The sequence below is a fragment of the Ignatzschineria sp. LJL83 genome, from assembly GCF_054871845.1.
The window spans coordinates 46,185-66,145 of sequence record NZ_JBTXLY010000010.1; the positions used below are offsets into that span (position 1 = coordinate 46,185).

Annotated in this window: 14 protein-coding genes; 6 read left to right on the top strand and 8 right to left on the bottom strand. The window is 38.3% G+C overall.

All coding sequences use genetic code 11. The features are described 5' to 3' along the window. Positions 1-11: 11 nt before the first annotated feature. Positions 12-1,532, bottom strand: a complete 1,521-nt coding sequence (locus ACYSN2_RS07660; protein WP_461749665.1) for an HAL/PAL/TAL family ammonia-lyase — start codon at positions 1,530-1,532, stop codon at positions 12-14. A 432-nt stretch (positions 1,533-1,964) separates the two neighbouring features. Here ACYSN2_RS07660 and ACYSN2_RS07665 point away from each other — a divergent pair, with 432 nt between their 5' ends. Further along, on the top strand, positions 1,965-4,754 hold the full coding sequence (locus ACYSN2_RS07665) for an autotransporter domain-containing protein (protein WP_461749666.1): 2,790 nt from the start codon (positions 1,965-1,967) through the stop codon (positions 4,752-4,754). Positions 4,755-4,919: 165 nt separating this feature from the next. On the opposite strand, the gene ACYSN2_RS07670 is transcribed toward ACYSN2_RS07665, so the two are convergent. The 3 genes from ACYSN2_RS07670 to ACYSN2_RS07680 all read right to left on the bottom strand — a co-directional run bounded on the left by ACYSN2_RS07670 (position 4,920) and on the right by ACYSN2_RS07680 (position 10,252). Next, entirely contained in the window at positions 4,920-7,136 is a 2,217-nt protein-coding gene (locus tag ACYSN2_RS07670; protein ID WP_461749667.1) for an NADP-dependent isocitrate dehydrogenase, read from the bottom strand. A 570-nt stretch (positions 7,137-7,706) separates the two neighbouring features. Continuing rightward, positions 7,707-8,990 carry a 3-deoxy-D-manno-octulosonic acid transferase gene (locus ACYSN2_RS07675; RefSeq protein ID WP_461749668.1) on the bottom strand — a complete coding sequence of 428 codons (1,284 nt, stop codon included), beginning with the start codon at positions 8,988-8,990 and terminating at the stop codon, positions 7,707-7,709. 431 nt (positions 8,991-9,421) lie between these two features. Beyond that, positions 9,422-10,252, bottom strand: coding sequence for an outer membrane protein assembly factor BamD (locus ACYSN2_RS07680; protein ID WP_461749669.1), 831 nt, complete (start codon positions 10,250-10,252; stop codon positions 9,422-9,424). A gap of 57 nt (positions 10,253-10,309) precedes the next feature. On the opposite strand from ACYSN2_RS07680, the gene ACYSN2_RS07685 reads away from it, so the two are divergent. From ACYSN2_RS07685 to gap, 5 genes are all read left to right on the top strand, one after another. Then, positions 10,310-11,302, top strand: coding sequence for an RluA family pseudouridine synthase (locus ACYSN2_RS07685; protein ID WP_461749670.1), 993 nt, complete (start codon positions 10,310-10,312; stop codon positions 11,300-11,302). After that, the gene (gene pgeF, locus ACYSN2_RS07690; RefSeq protein ID WP_461749671.1) at positions 11,286-12,113 is read left to right on the top strand and encodes a peptidoglycan editing factor PgeF; all 828 of its coding nucleotides are present in this window, start codon (positions 11,286-11,288) and stop codon (positions 12,111-12,113) included. The genes ACYSN2_RS07685 and pgeF overlap by 17 nt, the downstream gene beginning before the upstream one ends. A gap of 171 nt (positions 12,114-12,284) precedes the next feature. Next, positions 12,285-13,628 carry a tRNA (N6-isopentenyl adenosine(37)-C2)-methylthiotransferase MiaB gene (gene miaB / locus ACYSN2_RS07695; RefSeq protein WP_461749672.1) on the top strand — a complete coding sequence of 448 codons (1,344 nt, stop codon included), beginning with the start codon at positions 12,285-12,287 and terminating at the stop codon, positions 13,626-13,628. A gap of 241 nt (positions 13,629-13,869) precedes the next feature. Then, the gene (locus ACYSN2_RS07700) at positions 13,870-15,363 is read left to right on the top strand and encodes a leucyl aminopeptidase (protein WP_461749673.1); all 1,494 of its coding nucleotides are present in this window, start codon (positions 13,870-13,872) and stop codon (positions 15,361-15,363) included. Positions 15,364-15,581: 218 nt separating this feature from the next. Beyond that, entirely contained in the window at positions 15,582-16,577 is a 996-nt protein-coding gene (gene gap / locus ACYSN2_RS07705) for a type I glyceraldehyde-3-phosphate dehydrogenase (protein ID WP_461749674.1), read from the top strand. A gap of 158 nt (positions 16,578-16,735) precedes the next feature. Here the strand turns inward: gap and ACYSN2_RS07710 are convergent, their stop codons facing one another. The 4 genes from ACYSN2_RS07710 to ACYSN2_RS07725 form a co-directional block, all read right to left on the bottom strand. Then, entirely contained in the window at positions 16,736-17,176 is a 441-nt protein-coding gene (locus tag ACYSN2_RS07710; protein ID WP_461749675.1) for a hypothetical protein, read from the bottom strand. Between the two features lie 83 nt (positions 17,177-17,259). Beyond that, a complete protein-coding gene (locus tag ACYSN2_RS07715; RefSeq protein ID WP_461749676.1) occupies positions 17,260-17,688 on the bottom strand; it encodes a hypothetical protein in 429 nt (142 codons plus the stop codon). Positions 17,689-17,723: 35 nt separating this feature from the next. Then, positions 17,724-18,491, bottom strand: a complete 768-nt coding sequence (locus tag ACYSN2_RS07720; protein WP_461749677.1) for a response regulator transcription factor — start codon at positions 18,489-18,491, stop codon at positions 17,724-17,726. Next, entirely contained in the window at positions 18,488-19,945 is a 1,458-nt protein-coding gene (locus ACYSN2_RS07725; RefSeq protein WP_461749678.1) for a sensor histidine kinase, read from the bottom strand. Before ACYSN2_RS07725 ends, ACYSN2_RS07720 begins: the two co-directional genes overlap by 4 nt. Positions 19,946-19,961: the final 16 nt, after the last annotated feature.

Consider the following 19,961-nt stretch of genomic DNA (forward strand, 5'->3'; position numbering starts at 1 on the left):
TGCTACGATCTTTACTGTAATTGTCCAATGATCAATTCGGCATCTTCTATAATTCTTCCTTGATGAATCTGCTCCCTAACAGTTTCAATACAGGGAGATAAATGCACATCGATACTCAAATCAGGTAAACGAGCCGTTAACGTTGCTTGAACTGCCTGAGTTACTTGAGAGCGTGGATGCTCTGTTAAAAATGCTTGGATCGCAAAGCCAGACAAAAGCTCTATTGCTAAAATATATTCAAGATTCTTCGCAACTTTCAAAGCCTTTTTAGAAGCGTTATAGCCCATAGCAACGTAATCTTCTTGGTTATTACAAGTTGGCGTATTATCAATGGTTGCAGAAGTTGAAAGAATTCTCATTTCGTTTAAAAGCGCCGCTTGCGTATATTGCGGGATCATTAATCCTGAATTGAGCCCAGGGTTCTGAACTAAGAAGGAAGATTGATGGGAATATTGCTGATCAAGTAGACGATTATTTCGTCTTTCAGACATTTTAGCTAAATTCGTTGCGGCAATCGCTGCTGCATCCATGGCAATACCTACATATGATGAGTCGGCATTACAAGCTGAAATAATCGCCGCATCCTCTTCATCGATATACACAATAGGATTATCGCAACAAGCATTCATTTCCACTTCAAGTGTTGTTTTAGCATCTTCTAATACTTTACGTACAGCCCCGTGAAGCTGAGGAATACAACGAACTGAAAGCGCATCCTGCAACATTGCTGAAGAATTATTTTGAAGCCATGAAGATTCTTCTAAAATCGCTCGTAAATTCTGTGCGACCTTTCCTTGTTCAATATGCGGTCTCACAGACATCACTCGTTGATCAAATGCCGATAAATTACAGCTTAAGGCTTCTGAAGAAATTGCGGCGACCACGTCTGCTGTTTTAGCAGCTTGTAACATATCGAAAAGCGCTAATGCCGCAAGCCCTGTTGCGGAGGTTGTTCCAGAAATAAGCGCTAATCCTTCTTTTTCTGCTAATGGCAAAATGTCCCACCCTAAAAGTGCATATACTTCCGAGGTTGGATGCCATTGTCCTTGGTAGAAAAGTTGGCCTTCCCCAAAAAGCGTCAAAGCAATATGCGCTTCTATCGATAGATATCCCACAGAACCATCACTGGGGATATATGGTGTTACCTGTTGATTCAGCATATCTCTGTATCGATCTAAAACAATGCTTCGTACACCACTAAAACCCTGCCCGATATTTTGTAGAACCATGAGCATTACAGCCCTTACTTGTTCTACCGGCATGACTTCTCCCACAGAAGCAGCATGAGAAAATATAAGATTCTTTTGAAGCTGTGCTAAAGAAGCTTGATCAATCATCACATCACACAAGGATCCAAACCCTGTCGTTACGCCATACATTTTTCTATTTTCAGCAGCCCAATTTTCCAATTGCTCTCTAGAACGATCCACTCTAGATCGATATTCTTCTGAAAATATGATTTCGACATTTTCTCTGACGATTGCATTAAAGCTCTCTAACGTTAAAGGGCGTCCTAACTCGACCTGTTTCATATTCTCTCCTGACACTTCTATGATTCTTATCATCTTTTATTAGTATATTTTCATCTAATGTCTATTGAATGAGTATTTAAATGATCATTCCATTTATGGCATCAGATGAATAATGTATAGACATTTATACATGACAAATAAATTTAACACTAGACAATTTTTGTTATAAATTTCACCAATTTATAACAAACAGATCAATAGATAACGGTAACTTACTAATAAAGATACTATAATTTTTCATTCACTTTTATTAAGAGAGAAAGATCTAAGTAATAAATTAGTCACTTTTCATTAAAAATATGATGGAAAGCTAACCTCGATCATGCTTAAAAATTTACAAATGATATAATCATTTAAATATATACATTATTTAATAAATATTATGTGATATGTTCCATGTATTATTAAATTGTAAATAAGGAGATGTATTTAATGAAAATAAAAACGTTTAAGAAGCTCCCTCTCTTTTTAGCGCTTTCAGCCATATTAACGACGCCCATTCTTATGGCTGAAGATCTAACTGAAACCACTATTTTTTATGACGGTACAGATACCTCTGTTCTCAATCCTGGGGGGAGTATCATCCCTACTATCGATGGCATCAATAAACCCCAAGATAATAATGTCATTATTGACTTCGATGCTACTGATGATTCAATCCAAGCTCCTGTTAGCGTGTATGGGGGATACTCCAATAATGACAATGCCACTGTTAAAAATAACAAAGTAACGATTCATGATGGAAGAATCACTGGAGCTCTGATGGGATCTCATTCTGAAATCACTCCTCATTCTAATCCAACATTACAATCTGCTATTGCTGAAGGAACCCTAACAATTCACCAAGGAGAGTTTGGTGGTCGTGTTATGGCGGCTAATACCTCTATACAGGCAAGAGTCATAGGCGACGGCCTTTTCAGCCTTGAAGCTACAGGAAATTTAACGGTTAATGGCGGAACTTTTAAAGATATTGTAGCGGGTGCCGGGAGTACAAATCAAAAATTAGGATCTGCAATCTCAAACGCTACCGTTAATATTTCAGGAGGTCAATTTTCACAAATGGTTTATGGAGCTCATGCTGCTGGAAATGCTAATAGAGTTGCTACTGAAGGAATTGAAGCTATCGCAAATGGAACTATCAATTTTTCTGGCGGTATAATTGATAGAAATATGTATGCCTCCTACATTAATTCCGCACAAAAAGGAGAGTCAACTGCTCAATTAACAATTTCAGGGGGCGAAATTAAAGGTCATGTATACTCCGCTTACGGCTCAGCTTTGGGAATAAATATGGATAGCTCCTCTATTATTGCTAAGGGTTCCGTAAATATGTCCGATGGAGTTGTCGGAGGTCTTTTAGTTGCTGGTTATGCTAATAGCTTCCAAGAATCGGAAGCAACAGGTAGCATTGTTATGACAGGAGGACATGCAAAAACCTCGGTATATGGCGCATACTCCACTATAAATGCCACTACAACCTTAGAAAATAGAGCAACAGCATTCTCTGAGCTAGATATTTCCAATAGCACTATTGATCAAAATGTCATAGGTTCCATCGCTATAACTCATCATAAAGCTGAAGCTCAAAGCATTATCAGCCTCCAAGATAGCCATATTAATGGCGATATTGTTGGTGCTAATGTCAGTATTCATGATAACCCTGTTGGTACAGATCCGGTTGGGACGATCATTGCCACCAACAACCAAATCAGCTTAGATGGTCAAATCACTTTAGGCCCTGAAAGTAGTATTTGGGGCGCAAATATTAATGGTGCGGCTGCTTATAAAAATGCCTTTACCGGTAATGTGTTAAATATTCGTAGCAATCCTCTTTCTGTTGCAGAACTTGGAAACTTTGAAAACTATAATTTTTACTTAACAAAAAATAACGATTATCTTGTAAACTCAGATACCGCCATGATTACCGTTACAAAACAATTACATAACGAGGATACATGGGATAATATTGACATTGAATCTCCCAATGATAAAAATATTACCCATAATAAATCCCTCGTTTTACTCAAAGGCATTTCTGGAGAAAATAGTGTCAAAGCCGGCGATTCAATCTTGCTACTTTCAGCAACAGATGCGCTTTTAACACAAGGAAATTGGAATACCACTGATGGTACTCAGACTCCAAAAGATTTTTTAAGCGACCTGATAGAAACTGGCGAAAAACATGAGCTTCAAATGGGTCTTGCCAATAAAATTCATGTTGAATATGAAATCGATGATATTACTCAACAAGTATCTGCAAAATTCTTATCAGATAAAATCTTAGATGATTATCTCGTCGAAAGAAATATCAAGCCATTAGTGGAAGGCAGAATCTCTGCTCTCATGAATGTCACTCGAAAATCAGATCTCGCAACTGGCATTATTCGAGATTTAAAAGAAGATCAGGTAACACCTTTCGTCACTGTTAAAGGTGGAAGAGATCGATATCAATCAGGATCCCATATTACCGCCAATATGTTTGATCTCTTAATGGGAGCGGGATATCGTTCTGAAAATCTCTCCATTGCCGGCTTTGCAACCTATGGATATGACGATTACAAAACCTATAACTATTTTGCAGATGGCGAGGTAAAAGGAAAAGGTCATAATAGTAGCTATGGATTAGGTTTCGCAGGAACTTATGACTTTACGAATGAGTTTTACGCTGATTTTGGCATGCAAGTAGGTAGAATCAATACAAAATTCAACTCTAGCGATATTATTACAGGAAGTGGAGAAGAAGCACACTACAAAAGTAAAGTGACTTACTTCGGTGGATATTTAGGCGCAGGATATCGATATGCATTGGATGATACGAGTAACCTGAATACTTCTATTCGCTATCTATATAGTCACTTGGGCTCAGATGGCATTACCATTGATGGCGATGCAATTCAGTTCAAAAGCTTGAAGTCTTCTCGCTTAGAGCTTAAAACCCAATATGAAAAAGTCTATTCAGAACAGATGACGTTCAATACTTCCCTTGCGTATCAATATGAATTTGATGGAAAGGGAGATGCGAATATTGCCGGCATTTCAATCGATGCGCCGGGAATGAAAGGTTCTACAGGGCTTGTCGGTGTTGGTTTTGAATATCAACCAAAAAGCGATGATGAAGATAGCTTCTTAAATCGCAGTAAAATTAACATGGATGTCCAAGGCTATTTTGGTAAACGCCGAGGAGGTTCCGTTTCCCTCACGTATCGTTATATGCTGAAATAACTTCAAATAACGATGTAAGCTTAATACATTTTAAATGATTACAACAGAGCCCGATAATCACTTATCGGGCTCTGTTTTTACTCTATTCAGATCTAACAAAAGTCTTAAATAGAATTTGTCGTTATTTCCATGAATGACTTCACAGTACAACTACAAATCTCATCATTAAAATGATGCTAATACTTCATTTAATGTATTACTTGGACGCATTGCCTTTTCTGCTTTTGCATCTACCGGACGATAGTAACCGCCGATTTCTTCTGCTTTTCCTTGCGCTGCAATTAACTCTTCGTTAATTTTCGCTTCATTCTCCGCTAAGTTTTTCGCAACTTTCTCAAAGATTGCTTTTAACTCGGTATCTTGATCTTGGTTTGCTAATGCTTCTGCCCAGTAAAGTGCTAAATAGAAGTGTGAACCACGGTTATCAATCTGCCCTACTTTTCTTGCCGGAGAACGATCTTCTTTTAAGAATTTCGTATTTGCAAGATCCAGCATTTCGCCTAATAACAATGCTTTCTCATTATTTTGCGTGCGACCAAGATGTTTCAAAGATTCCGCTAATGCTAAGAACTCCCCAAGTGAATCCCAACGTAAATAGCCTTCTGTCACAAATTGCTCTACATGTTTCGGCGCAGAACCGCCGGCACCTGTTTCAAACAGACCGCCACCTTGCATTAAAGGTACGATCGAGAGCATTTTTGCAGATGTTCCAAGCTCTAAAATCGGGAAGAGATCCGTTAAGTAATCGCGTAATACGTTGCCGGATACTGAAATCGTATCTTTGCCTTCACGAATACGTTTAAGGGTTTGCTTCGTCGCCGAAATCGGATCCATGATTTGGATATCTAATCCTTCTGTATCATGATCTTTAAGGTAAATATCAACCTTTTTAATCATTTCACGATCATGCGCACGATTTTCATCTAACCAGAAAATTGCCGGCGTATTCGATAATCTTGCACGAGTTACCGCGAGTTTTACCCAGTCTTGAATCGGTGCATCTTTCGCTTGGCACATTCTGAAAATATCGCCTTTTTCAACCGATTGGCTCATTAATACTTTGCCATCTTTTGCGATCACTTCAATCACACCATTTCCAGGTGCTTGGAATGTTTTATCGTGTGAACCATACTCTTCTGCTTTTTGTGCCATTAACCCAACGTTTGGAACTGTTCCCATTGTTTTTGGATCTAATGCACCATTCTCAATACAATCTTCAATAGTTGCCGCAAATACGCCGGAATAACAACGATCTGGAATAATCGCAATCGTATCTTCGGTTTGATTATCCTTATTCCACATCTTCCCGCCCGCACGAATCATTGCCGGCATTGATGCATCTACAATCACATCAGAAGGCACATGCAGATTAGTAATGCCTTTATCAGAATCTACCATTGCCAAACGTGGACCATTTGCAATCGCTGCATCAATTGCCGCAATCACTTCTGCTTCTTTCGCATGACCTTGGATTTTCGCATAGATATCGCCTAAACCATTACGGGTATCCACACCGATTTCTGCGAAAAGTGCTTCATATTTTGCAAAAAGCTCGGCAAAGTACACTTCAACCAGAGCACCAAACATGATTGGGTCTGATACTTTCATCATGGTTGCTTTTAAATGCGCCGATAAAAGGACATCTTGCGCTTTCGCTTCCGCAATAGCGTTAGCTACAAATGCTTTGAGCTTTGCAATGCTCATCACTGAACTATCAATGATTTCGCCTTTCAAAAGTGGTGCAAAACCTTTAAGTTCTACTTCTGTATCATTCCCTTTAAAGACAATTTTATATTCTGTTGCTTCTGGAATCGTCACTGATTGCTCAGAACCGTAGAAGTCACCTTCTTCCATCGTTGCGACTTTTGTCTTTGAGCTCTTTTTCCATTCGCCCATAGAATGGGGATTATTACGCGCAAATTCTTTAATCGCCATCGGTGCACGGCGATCAGAGTTTCCTTCACGAAGCACAGGATTTACCGCTGATCCTAAAACACGAGAATAGCATTTTTTAATCTCGATTTCCGCATCTGTTTTCGGCTCTTCCGGAAAATCAGGAATTGCAAAACCTGCAGCTTGAAGCTCTGCAATCGCTCTTTTCAATTGTGGAATAGATGCCGAGATATTCGGTAACTTAATAATATTGGTACTTGGATCTTGGGTCAGTTTACCAAGTTCAGCAAGCGCATCTTCTACACGTTGTGATTCATCTAAAAGATCCGGGAATAACGCTAAAATACGACCTGTTAATGAGATATCTTTGACTTCAATATCAATCTCTGCAGGTTTTGTAAAAGCTTCCACAATCGGAAGAAATGAATAAGTTGCTAATGCCGGTGCTTCATCAGTTTTTGTATAGTAAATCTTCGACTTCGCCATCACGCGTATCCCTCTTTTATAGTTAGTAAATTTATAAATAAATATTTATTTCAATCATCAAAAAACATCTAAACTTTATTTTTTATTGATCCTGACATATTTTTTATATCATCGATGATGATATTGGCAATTTATTGAGGATGCCTATTCAAAATGTTAAAACGTTAAAACGTCTATTTAAGGTATATATTTTATATTTATATCCTCTTAATATACATTTTTCATATGTCTAATAATCAAGAACCTCAGGCAGTATATAAGAGATCAAGCGAAAGAAGCAAATCAACGCTAATCTGCGTTAAAAAGCGACTTCTTTACCTATTTTAAGAGTACAGATCAATTCAAAGAGATATCGTCAAGGATCATTGCCGTAATACCAATAACCAATAAAGTCATGACCAAAACTCCATAAAATGATGAATTCATCTTAAAACAGATAAATAGAATAGATATATAGAGCCAATATGCTGACTAAATATCCCCTTCTAAGTCCTTACGAAAAAATAGAGATAAGAAGTGAGGAAAGTATATGAGATAAATATAAACTGAATTGAAAGGAAATATCCCTACTATCTATTGTAAAAGTGGACTAATTTCTTGAATCACAATATCTAACGCACCTTGATTTTTTGCCATTGTCGTTCTTGCAGCATTTCCTAAAGAGATGCGCTTTGCATCATCTTCCACAAGCAACATAATGTCTTTTGCGAGTTGCTCATTATCAGTCTGAATAATCGCATCATAGCGTAAAAAATCTTTTAAAATTTCTCGGTTTTCATCCATAAAAGGACCTACAAGAATGGGCTTTTCAAAAAATGCCGGTTCTAAAATATTATGCCCACCGATAGGAACAAAGCTTCCACCAACTAATGCAATATCGGCAAATGCATAAAATAGCAGAAGTTCTCCCAATGTATCTACGAGCCAAATATCCGCATTCGCATCAAGATCTTCTAATTGCCCCTGACTTCTAATGGATAATGAAAAATCATGCGCATCGACATATTCTTCCAATAACGATGTCACTTCTAAAAAACGTTCAGGATGTCTTGGCGCTAAAATTAGCTGTAAATGAGGATGTGTTTTTTTCGCTTTAATAAAAGATTCGATCACAATCTCTTCTTCAGTTTCATGGGTACTTGCCGCAATCCAATAGAGAGATCGTTCTGTGCGTTTTTGCTGTAATTGCTTTAATCTTTCAAACACAATTTCCGCAACGGTTAAATCATATTTGATATTCCCCATTTTCTTTGCAGAATGGACACCTAAAATCTCAAATCGTAAGACATCCTCATCCGTTTGCGCTAAAACCGTGACATTACGAAGAAGTAGATCCATACTCGGTTTAATTTTAAGATAACGGCGATAAGAGCGATCAGATAAACAAGCACTGATAATAAATACCGGAATATTCTTTTTCTGGGCCTGCCAAAGAAGATTAGGCCATATTTCTGTTTCCATAATCAAAGTCGCTTTTGGAGAGACTTTTTGCAGAAAGTGCGCAACTGAAGGCCCAAAATCTAATGGCAAATAAGTATGAGCTAATTGCCCGCTTGCAAGTGCTTCTTTAAACGAACGCTGAATCTGCTCACTACCGGTTAAGGTGGTTGCTGTAAAGAGTATTTTTTTATTAGGAAAATCTGCGAGTAATCGTTTCACAAGTGGTGTCACTGCTCGAACTTCTCCCAATGAAACTGCATGTATGAGTAAATCTGCTGGATCTACTTTTTGAAAGCCAAAACGATCTCTGAAATTTTGCACACCAAGGGGAGAACGCCAATCGCGCAAAAAACGCATCACAACAATTCCCGGAAGCAAAATCCACCAAAGTACACGATAGAGTGTCAGAATAATCATAATGCGTTTCTTTATCTGTTCTATTTTATTAATAAAAGTTGAAGTGAAATATCTTTTAGAATATTTTGCTTCATTTCTAATGTCGAATGAGTCATTACCCATTACGAATGGCTAAGGTTAATGGTTAAAGCTAATGGCCAACTACATACTTGGGATGGGGCTTTTGCTCTCTTATTTTCTCTCTCAATGTAGAGTCTATTTAGACGATATATTGAGAGATCAAAATACCAAGAATTTTAGTATAGAGGAGATTTACACTAAAAACAGATTAAAAAAATCACAAATCCCCTTATTGACTGATTCTAATCAGATTCTCAAATAATAAAAAATCCTGAAACGCATAAATCATTTCAGGATTTCTACTATTTTTGTAAATTGTGAACTAAAAGCGGTTCCCCAATCCATGTTTGTTATCTATGTTAGTGATCTACTTAACCTTCTACAACTTCTTCATCCACAACTACTGAAGCATTGGGAGTATTGGCATAACCAAACTCAGAAAGTCTCGCATCATATGGGAAGTTATGTCTTAAAACATCAATACTTTTTTGTGATAATTCAGGAAGATTCAATGCTTGATATGCTTTTGCCTGAATATAGAGCGCATTTGATACGGATGTTGTTGCGTCAAAATTATCTAACACATATTGCGCACGATTAATGGCACCCACATATGCATGACGCTCCATATAGAATTCTGCTTTATGGATTTCCGCTTCCGCTAAGAGGTTACGAAGATAGATAATACGTTTTGCAGAGTCTTCTGCATATTCGCCATTAGGATAACGTTCAACCACAATTCTAAATGACTCTAAAGATTGCATCATTTGGTTTTGGTCCACTTTAGAACGATCTGGTGGTAATAATTTATCTAAAATGGAACGCGCTCTGTCAAAGTTAATTAAACCTTGCATGTAGTAGAGGTAATCAATACTTTCATGATTTGGGTAAATTCTCACAAATTCCCCGATTTCCACTAAAGCTTTTTCATGCTGTCTATCATGATAATGCGCATAAATTTTATTCAACTTCGCTTGCTCTGCTAAACTGGTATGTGGAAAGCGTGCTTCAATTGCCTCATAATGTTGAACCGCTACTTCATAGCTAGCGCCATCGAGGTTTTTATCCCCTTCTGCGAGAAGATCTTGCCCTGTCATGGCAAAATATTTATCTTCTTTTTTGGCTTGTGATGAGCTGCCGCACGCAGTAATAATTCCCGCTGAGATCAGCACCATAAAAAATTTTAGTGTTTTCGCTTTCATTTTATTACTATAGAGTCCAACAATTGAATTAATTCTTCGAGATTATACATACAAATTATGAAACATTCAGAAACTTTTACGATCACTGTTCCCGAGCATTTAGACAAGCAACGTATTGATGCTATTCTCCCAATCCTACATCCAAACCTTTCTCGAAGCCAAGCACAAAAGCTCATTAAAAATGAAAAAGTTCTCCTTAATGGAGAAATTCCTCGCGCAAGAGAAAGCGTTTCTACTGATGATATCATTCTTTTAACAGTAGATACTTCTCCTGTCGAGGAAAAAATTCAAGCAGAGAAAATTGATCTAGATATCGTTTTTGAAGATAACGATTTAATGGTTATCAATAAACCTGCCGGAATGGTGGTTCATCCTGGTGCTGGAAATAACCAAGGCACATTAGCAAATGCCCTGCTTCATCATTGCCCTGAACTTGCGAATTTAGAACGTGCCGGCATTGTGCATCGCTTAGATAAAGAAACTTCTGGTCTTTTGGTCATTGCCAAAAATGCAGAATCAGAAACTGCGCTCATTGAGCAATTTAAAGAACGCACACCAACTCGTGTATATCATGCGCTTGTAATTGGCGAACTAATTGCCGGCAGAACTATTGATGCACCGATGGGACGCAATCCTTATCGCCGTAAGCATATGTGGGTTACAGAAACTGATGAAGATGGCAACAATGAAGGAAAAGAAGCGATTACGCATATTCGTGTGCAAGATCGTTTTAGAGCACATACGCTCATTGAAGCTCGTTTAGAAACCGGTAGAACCCATCAAATTCGTGTGCATATGCAACATATCAACTACCCAATTGTCGGCGATAGTGATTACGGTGCGCGCCTCAAATTACCAAAGAAATTCGGTCAACATGCTGAAAATGTCCTTCGTGGTTTTAAACGCCAAGCGCTTCACGCATTTGCCATTGGTATCACTCATCCTCGCACCGGCGAAGAGCTCTATTTTGAACAAGCGTACCCTAATGACCTTGCGACATTAATCGATGCCATTCGTGAAGAGAGTATTATTTATGAGCAAGATAATTAGTGCAGATCATATTGATCCAAACAATCCGGCATCACACCTAGAAATCATTGCGCCTAATTGGCCCATCTCTTCAAAAATCAGCGCCTTTACGACCACTCGTAAAGGTGGTTTTAGTGAGGGCGATTTTGCGGGGCTAAATTTTGGTTTAAGCACGTTAGATCACAAAGAACATGTTCAGAAAAATCGTGAACTGCTCTATGAGACATTTCATGTGCCGAAAAATAATTTCTTTCTCACACAGATTCATTCCAATTTGTGTGTGCCTATTGAAAAAGAGTGGAATCATGCCGGCGCTGATGCGTCTTTCACCAATAAAGTAAATACGCCTTCAGTCATTTTAACGGCAGATTGCTTGCCTGTTTTAATCACCAATCGCCAAGAAACCATTGTTACCGGCATTCACGCAGGTTGGCGTTCTCTGCTCATGGATATTATCGAAAATAGCGTTACCGCATTAGGACAAAATCCTGAAGATCTATTTGTTTGGCTTGGGCCGGCAATCTCGCAGCAAGCGTTTGAAATTGGCGAAGAAGTAAAATCTGCCTTTGCTTTTCGCAATACGTTATTACGCAATATTCCGAAGCAAGATCGCAATCCTGAATCGCTATTCCTACCTTCAAGTAATGCCGGCAAATATTATGCCGACATCTATGCGCTCGCCAAACTTCGTTTGCAAAACCTCGGCATTCCGCTTTCTCAAGTTTACGGCGGAGATCTCTGTACTTATAGCGATCCTGATCGTTTTTACTCTTATCGCCGAGATGGAAATCGTTCCGGCCGTTTAGCGAGCTTTATTTGGATCAATGAATAGAGATCGGCAACAAGTGATGGTATCAATGAATCCATCACTTTTAGAGCATTTCTTACGCACTTCTCTTCAGATCAGAAAGTAACCTGAAGTTCCCCTGAAAATAGGCTAAAATGGGGAATTAAAATTTTCGACATCTATTCGACATTTAACTTACGAGATTCACTAACAATTATGTCTACAGCTCAATATAAAAACTTTTATATTCAAACTCAAGGCTGCCAAATGAATGAGTATGACTCAAAGAAAATGGCAGATTCTCTCAAAGCTTTCTGTAATTTAGATCAGACTCAAGATGTAGATGCAGCTGATGTATATATCTTGAATACCTGTTCTATCCGCGAAAAAGCACAAGAAAAAGTTTTCTCTGAATTGGGTCGTTGGCGCAAATTGAAAGAAAAAAACCCGCATATCGTCATTGCTGTTGGTGGCTGTGTGGCGTCTCAAGAAGGCGAAGCCATTAAAAAACGTGCGCCTTTTGTTGATATTATTTTCGGACCACAAACGCTCCATCGTCTGCCGAAAATGCTTAATGATGTTTGGCAAGGAAATGGCACACAAGTAGACGTTTCTTTCCCTGAAATTGAAAAATTCGATCACCTTCCAAAACCAAGAGCAGAAGGCGTTACGGCATTTGTTTCTATTATGGAAGGCTGTAACAAATATTGCTCTTTCTGCATCGTGCCTTATACACGTGGTGAAGAGATTTCCCGTCCGTTTATTGATGTCATTGGCGAAATTGCAGCATTAGCAGATCAAGGTGTTCGTGAAGTAACGCTTCTCGGTCAAAACGTGAACGATTATCAAGGCGAAATGCCGGATGGTAAAATCGGCGACCTTGCGCTCTTAATTGAATATGTCGCAGAAATTGACGGCATTGAGCGCATTCGTTACACCACATCTCATCCAATTGCTTTCTCAGATCGCTTAATTGAAGCTTATGCAAGAGTACCGAAACTCGTTTCACACCTGCATTTACCGATTCAATCAGGTTCTGATCACATCTTAATGATGATGAAACGCAATCACACGGTTTTAGAATATAAAGCGAAAATCCGTAAACTTCGTGAGCTTCGCCCAGATATCTCTATTACGACAGATCTTATTGTCGGCTTCCCCGGCGAAACAGATGCGGACTTTGAAGCCACGATGAAACTTGTAGAAGATATTCATTACGATCACTCATTTAGCTTTATCTATTCTCCACGCCCAGGAACGCCGGCAGCGAATCTTCCGGATGATGTTTCTATGGAAGAGAAAAAAGCACGTCTTGCTCGCTTACAAGCAAAATTATCGACTCAAGCAAATGCGATTTCTGAAAGCATGGTAGGAACGATTCAGCGCATCTTAGTTGATCGCCCTTCTCGTAATAATCCAAAGGAACTTTCCGGCAGAACCGAGAATAATCGCATCGTGAATTTTGAAGCTCCAGAAGAGCTTATCGGACATTTCTGCGATGTACTCATTACAGAAGCGCAAGCAATCTCATTGAGAGGAAGATTAGTTCTTCCCCAATAAATCACATGAAAGAGATCAACCCTTGTTGATCTCTTCTTGTTTTAGCAATCAGGTAACAAGTTAAAATCCGTTATAACTTCCTGAAATAAGCAATCGGTTTTTAGAAGCTTTTAGAGATTTTTAGAAGTTTTTAGAAATTTTTAGAATCACTCTTAAAACCGATGATGAAATATGACAGGGTTATTACCTGAAATTACATATCACCTGTTTTTAAATTGAAGATCACAAAGAGGAATGAAGCATGAATATTAATAAAATGATGTTCCAAGTATCAAACGATAGCCTTGATCAACACATTACTGATTGTTTAGTTATCGGTGCGTTTGAAGGAGAATTAAGCGATGATGCGAAAACTCTCGATACGGCACTCAATGGTCAATTATCTGCGCTTTTAGAAAGTGGCGATATTACCGGTAAAGCCGGCGATCTATTACCGCTCATTGGCTTAAACAATATTAAAGCAAAGCGCTTACTTGTTGTGGGTCTTGGTAAAAGAGATAAATTCTCTCTTGATATCGTTCGCAAAGCCGTATTAAGCGCAACAAGATGGGCAAAAGCAACGCCGGCAACAACGATTACATTCTCTCTTTTACAACAATGCAAAAGAAAATCTGTATCGATCGCGACGCTAGCACAAGCAGCGGGCGATGCGCTCTACCAATTTGCAGCGCCAAAGAAAGATCCTGTGAAAGCATTAGATCTTGAGCAAATCACAATCCTTGATCAAAATGCAGATCAAGAAGTGCAAGATGCTGTTGCTTACGGACAAGCGCTTGTAAACGGTATGAGCCTTACTAAAGATTTAGCGAATATGCCGGCAAATCTTATGACACCAACAAACCTTGGCGATATGGCGTTAGAGCTTGCGAAAGAGTTCTCTAATATCAAAGTAACGGTTCTTGATAAAGCGGCGATTGAAGCACTCAACATGGGTTCTTTCTTAGCAGTTGCACAAGGTTCTGTGGAAGAGCCACGTTTTATCGTTCTTGAATATAAACATGATTCTAAGAAAGATGAAGCGCCGATTGCGCTTGTGGGTAAAGGTGTCACATTTGATACCGGCGGTATCTCTCTCAAACCAGGCGCCTCCATGGATGAGATGAAATACGACATGGGTGGCGCTGCTTCTGTACTTGGAACATTCCGTGCACTTGCAGAACTCAACATTCCGGCAAATGTTATCGGCTTAATTCCGGCAACAGAAAATATGCCGGCAGGTGATGCGCTTAAACCAGGCGATGTGATCACTTCTATGTCAGGTCAAACGATTGAAGTATTAAATACAGATGCGGAAGGCCGTTTAATTTTATGTGATGCATTAACGTATGCAACACAATTCAAGCCAAAAGCGATTGTGGATATTGCAACGTTAACGGGCGCAATCATCATTGCTTTAGGTCATGATGTTTCAGGTCTTTTTGGTAACAATGAAGAACTCACGAATAAGCTCAAAGCATCAGGCGCAACAACACGCGATCACGTTTGGGAATTCCCAATCTGGAATGATGTTTTCCAACCAATGTTAGATTCTAACTTCGCAGATATGGGTAATATCAGCGCAGGTCGTGGCGCAGGTTCTATTACAGCGGCATGTTTCCTTGAGCGCTTTGTAGAAGATTATCCATGGGCGCATTTAGATGTTGCCGGCACAGCATGGACTTCAGGCAAAGAAAAAGGTTCAACCGCTCGCCCTGTTCCACTTTTATTAGATTTCATCAAAAACTATGAAGCATAACTATGAAGCGTAATTTTCACGACTGATAGCAATATCAATTTGAAAGTTTTACGGTTTCATAATTTATTTTTATAGTTTGTTTTTAGATTTTTTTATCGAACCTTTGAGTTTAAACAGTACAATTTCTGTCAATTCCTTTAAACTCAAAGGGGCATTTTTCAATTTAACTTTTAAGAGTTTTCTCACTCAAGTTCTACTCTCGAAAAGGAGATGTCAAAATGGCAATTCGTGTAGGTATTAATGGTTTTGGTCGTATCGGTCGTTTCGTATTCCGCGCAGCATGCGAGCGCAATGATATTGAAATCGTTGGAATTAACGATCTTATTGACGTTGATTACATGGCGTACATGCTTAAATACGATTCAACTCACGGTCGTTTCAACGGCACAGTTGAAGTAAAAGATGGTCATTTAGTAGTAAACGGCAAAACAATCCGTGTTACTTCAGAGAGAAATCCTGAAGATCTTAAATGGAACGAAATCAACGTTGATGTGGTTGTTGAAGGTACAGGTCTTTTCTTAACAGACGAAACTGCACGTAAACACATCACAGCGGGCGCTAAGAAAGTCGTGTTAACAGGTCCTTCAAAAGACAAAACACCAATGTTTGTTATGGGCGTTAACGAAAACACTTATAACGGCGAAGATATCGTTTCAAACGCATCATGTACAACAAACTGCTTAGCGCCAATCGCTAAAGTATTAAACGATACATGGGGCATTGAATCAGGTCTTATGACAACAGTTCACGCAACAACTGCAACACAAAAAACAGTTGACGGTCCTTCAGCAAAAGACTGGAGAGGCGGACGTGGCGCTGCTCAAAACATCATTCCTTCATCAACAGGTGCTGCGAAAGCTGTGGGCGTTGTAATCCCTGAGTTAAACGGTAAATTAACAGGAATGTCTTTCCGTGTTCCTACACCAGACGTTTCTGTTGTTGACTTAACAGTGAACCTCAAAAACCCAGCAACTTACGCTGAAATCTGTGCAAAAATGAAAGAAATGGCTGAAGGCGAATTAAAAGGCGTTTTAGGCTACACAGAAGATCAAGTAGTATCGACAGATTTCTTAGGCGAAATTTGCACATCAGTATTTGATGCAAAAGCAGGTATCGCATTAACAGATACTTTCGTAAAAGTAGTTGCTTGGTACGATAACGAAATCGGTTACTCAAACAAAGTTCTTGATTTAGTAGCGCACGTTTCTAAATAATTATTTAGTTAGAAACCCGTTAAAAACGGTTTAAAGTTTCAAAACGAATCAAAAAAGCGTTCAGATTTTATTCTGAACGCTTTTTCTTTACCTTTTCGATTCTAGCATCATCTTTCAGCTCAAAGAGTCTTGCGAAAAGTCTTGCGTTAAAATTCACTTCAAAGATTCCAGCCATATTTTCTAGAAGCTATACTCACAAAAAAACAAATAATGCCGACAATCTCCGAAAGATAAATAGCCATTAGCATACCTATCGCAATTCTTTTAGCATTCGATAACTTTTTTTTATAAAAAATATCCTTAATCAAATGAATAGCCAATAACACAACAATCACTAAATTTATAAACAAAATAAGAAATGAGAATAGGATCATCACGAAAAATACAACTAGCAATACCACTACAATTTCATATAAAAATAATACCCCTAAAATCAATACAAACAAAATAGCAATTATGATTGCTATTGCAGGTATATATTTTTTCTCCCTAATCAAACTCGACATTTTAAAGGGCAACCAAAAAAGACCTGCTGGAAGAACAACAACTATAGCTATCCCCAACATAATCAACAGCAGATAGAAAAAAAGAATGAACATACTACTCCTTGCTCTAAGATTAATTTATTTCCCTAAAGATACGAAGAAACTCTCAATCAAAAGACTATTACCTTCGTAACACCTTACAAATCCTTTCTTTCGCTTGAATATAAATACATTCGCCCGCCTTCAACAGCAACACTTTTGGAGCTTACTTCAAGAACCATATCCGAAGCTTTAATGACAATCGGGCTTGAATCTTCCCTTTCTGGTTCTAAGTAAATCTTCCATAAATAACGTTTCAAAGATACGTTCGAATTCTCAGGTTCCTTCGTTATTTTGTAAATAAACTGCGACTCTAAATTCAGATGATCAGTATTCAATCTCGATAGATTTTTAAATCTCAACTTCGCTTTTGTCAGCAAAAACTGAAAAGGAAGATCAATGACTTGCGCTTCTAAGATATAGCCAATATCAATGATTAATTCTCTATCTAGCTCTTCATAAATCATTTGGTATCCATGAATCAAGCAATCATGAAGCTCATATTCATTGAACACTTTTTCCGGCATATCGTTACCCTTTCTTATCATCTTTTCAAAACTACTCAATTGCGGCAATATCGATATCCCATTCCATGCACGGTTTTAATGAGAGCTGGGTTTTGCGGATCTTCTTCAAATAGTTTTCGAATTTTAGAGATATGCTGATCGAGCGTTCTGCTGTTGGGCATGAAATCATATCCCCAAGCGTGATTAAATAATGCATCTCTTGTAACGATATTGTTCTCTTCTTGCACTAATAATTCGATGATTTTCATCTCTCGAATCGTTAGAGAAATAACTTTATGCTCTTTAGTTGCCGTAAGATTTGCGGGAGAAATTTCCCAATCGCCAAGCTGAATAGTCTTTTTGCGTTTTCCTGAAGCATTATTCAAATGATCTAAATCTAGATTATCGCCATTTCCAAAATCTCCAGAATTTCTCATATTGTTAAGATTTCCGGCATTATTTCTATGACACCGTTTTAGAATCGCTTTAATTCTGGCTCTGATTTCATGAATGCCAAAGGGTTTACCGAGATAATCATCTGCACCAAGTTCAAGTCCAATGACACGATCAACTTCTTCATCTTTGGCAGATAGAAAGAGAATCGGCACATGATCATTCACTTTTCGTATTTCTCGGCATACGGAATAGCCATCTTTTACCGGCATCATGATGTCCAAAATAATGAAGTCAGGATTTTCCGCCTGAAATTTCTCTAAAGCAATTGCGCCATTTTCCGCCAAGATCAGCTCGTAACCTTCCGATTTCAGCGCTTGCTCTAAACCAAAGCGAATATTGGGATCATCTTCTGCAATTAATATTTTCATAATATCAGCCTAAATGCCACTCCTTGCTCCTGTGGATGAACGGTAATTTCGCCGTGAATCGCTTCTGCTAATTTTGCAGAAATCGTTAGCCCAATGCCGGTGCCGGCAACGCCTTCGGTAATATTTGAATGAATTCTAAAAAAAGGCGTGAAAATTTTCTGAAGGTATTTTCCTGAAATTCCTATCCCGTAATCTCGTACTTCAATAATCGTTTTTTCTTCTATCATCATTAATGAAAGATCTACTTTTTCGCCCATCGCACCATACTTTTCGGCATTACTTAAAAAATTACTCACAATTTGAATAATGGCATCTTGATCGGAATAGATGTCGAATTTCTCCGGCAATCGTAAGTTCAATTTTAAATTTTTAGAAGTAAAAGAAGGCTCAAATACCACATATAAATTCTGTAACGTTTCTACCAAATCAATCTCTGAAAAATGCATCTTGCGAGCTTTAGTAAAGTTTAAAATATTTTGAATCAAGCGGGATAATCGCAAGCTTTCAGAATGAATAATGCCACTATATTGATTCGTTTCTGAAGATGCATTAGTTTCTTTCAATAGTTCTGAAAAGAGAGAGATATTGGTCAGCGGTGTTTTCAGTTCATGAGACACTTGGCTCACGAAATTCACTTGCTGTTCAGCGGTTCGTTTAGTTGCCTCATATTCCCGATAAATTCGATGTAAAAACCAAATAATCGACAACACAAATATCCCGATAAAGAATGCGCCAAGCAGATAAATCCAAAATGGTTGATACGGCGGACTATAATATTTTAATTGCCAATAACTGAGAGGAAATTCCAGTGTTTTCTCGGCATATAATTGATTACTTTCCCGATTTTCCTGTTGCTGAAAAAGTAGATTCCCATTCTCTTCAATCACAACGACAGAATCATTATTTTCCAAATCCGCCAAACGATTTAAAATCTCCGTCAAAGGATAAATATATGAGATTTGATAGCCAGTAATTCCTTTTTCAGTCTGCGTCCAATAAATCCAAACGGGCAGATTTTGATGATAGAGCAGATACCAACCCTTTGTAACAACCTTGCCATCTTCCCTCGGATATGCTCGATTTAATCTTCCCCGATCTTCCATAATGGGCTGCAATATCTCCATAAATTCTTGCTCTTTATGCGTTAACTGCGTTCCAATCTCTGGATAAACGAGATGGTTATACTCAATCTGAAATAGATTTTCTACTCCTGCCGGCATTTCAAAAGATTCCGTCATCGTAAATTCTTCGAGCATGGTTTCAAGCTTCTGAATCTCTTTCATAATGATACTTTCAACATTCTCTAAAACAGATTCTGCTCTCAAAATTTCCGCTTTATCTTGCATTTCGGCACGATAAGCGATGGTTTGACTTCCCATAAAAATCACAATACCGATGATTGCCAAACTCATCAGAATATATATCACGAAAAATTTAGAAGAACGCTGAATCATATGAGCCTTTATGAGT

Excerpts from the sequence above, each read along its gene's own strand:
- ACYSN2_RS07660 (WP_461749665.1), bottom strand. The coding sequence starts at position 1,532 with ATGAAACAGGTCGAGTTAGGACGCCCTTTAACGTTAGAGAGCTTTAAT.
- ACYSN2_RS07665 (WP_461749666.1), top strand. The coding sequence starts at position 1,965 with ATGAAAATAAAAACGTTTAAGAAGCTCCCTCTCTTTTTAGCGCTTTCA.
- ACYSN2_RS07675 (WP_461749668.1), bottom strand. The coding sequence starts at position 8,990 with ATGATTATTCTGACACTCTATCGTGTACTTTGGTGGATTTTGCTTCCG.
- ACYSN2_RS07680 (WP_461749669.1), bottom strand. The coding sequence starts at position 10,252 with ATGAAAGCGAAAACACTAAAATTTTTTATGGTGCTGATCTCAGCGGGA.
- ACYSN2_RS07685 (WP_461749670.1), top strand. The coding sequence starts at position 10,310 with ATGAAACATTCAGAAACTTTTACGATCACTGTTCCCGAGCATTTAGAC.
- pgeF (WP_461749671.1), top strand. The coding sequence starts at position 11,286 with ATGAGCAAGATAATTAGTGCAGATCATATTGATCCAAACAATCCGGCA.
- miaB (WP_461749672.1), top strand. The coding sequence starts at position 12,285 with ATGTCTACAGCTCAATATAAAAACTTTTATATTCAAACTCAAGGCTGC.
- ACYSN2_RS07700 (WP_461749673.1), top strand. The coding sequence starts at position 13,870 with ATGAATATTAATAAAATGATGTTCCAAGTATCAAACGATAGCCTTGAT.
- gap (WP_461749674.1), top strand. The coding sequence starts at position 15,582 with ATGGCAATTCGTGTAGGTATTAATGGTTTTGGTCGTATCGGTCGTTTC.
- ACYSN2_RS07710 (WP_461749675.1), bottom strand. The coding sequence starts at position 17,176 with ATGTTCATTCTTTTTTTCTATCTGCTGTTGATTATGTTGGGGATAGCT.
- ACYSN2_RS07715 (WP_461749676.1), bottom strand. The coding sequence starts at position 17,688 with ATGCCGGAAAAAGTGTTCAATGAATATGAGCTTCATGATTGCTTGATT.
- ACYSN2_RS07720 (WP_461749677.1), bottom strand. The coding sequence starts at position 18,491 with ATGAAAATATTAATTGCAGAAGATGATCCCAATATTCGCTTTGGTTTA.
- ACYSN2_RS07725 (WP_461749678.1), bottom strand. The coding sequence starts at position 19,945 with ATGATTCAGCGTTCTTCTAAATTTTTCGTGATATATATTCTGATGAGT.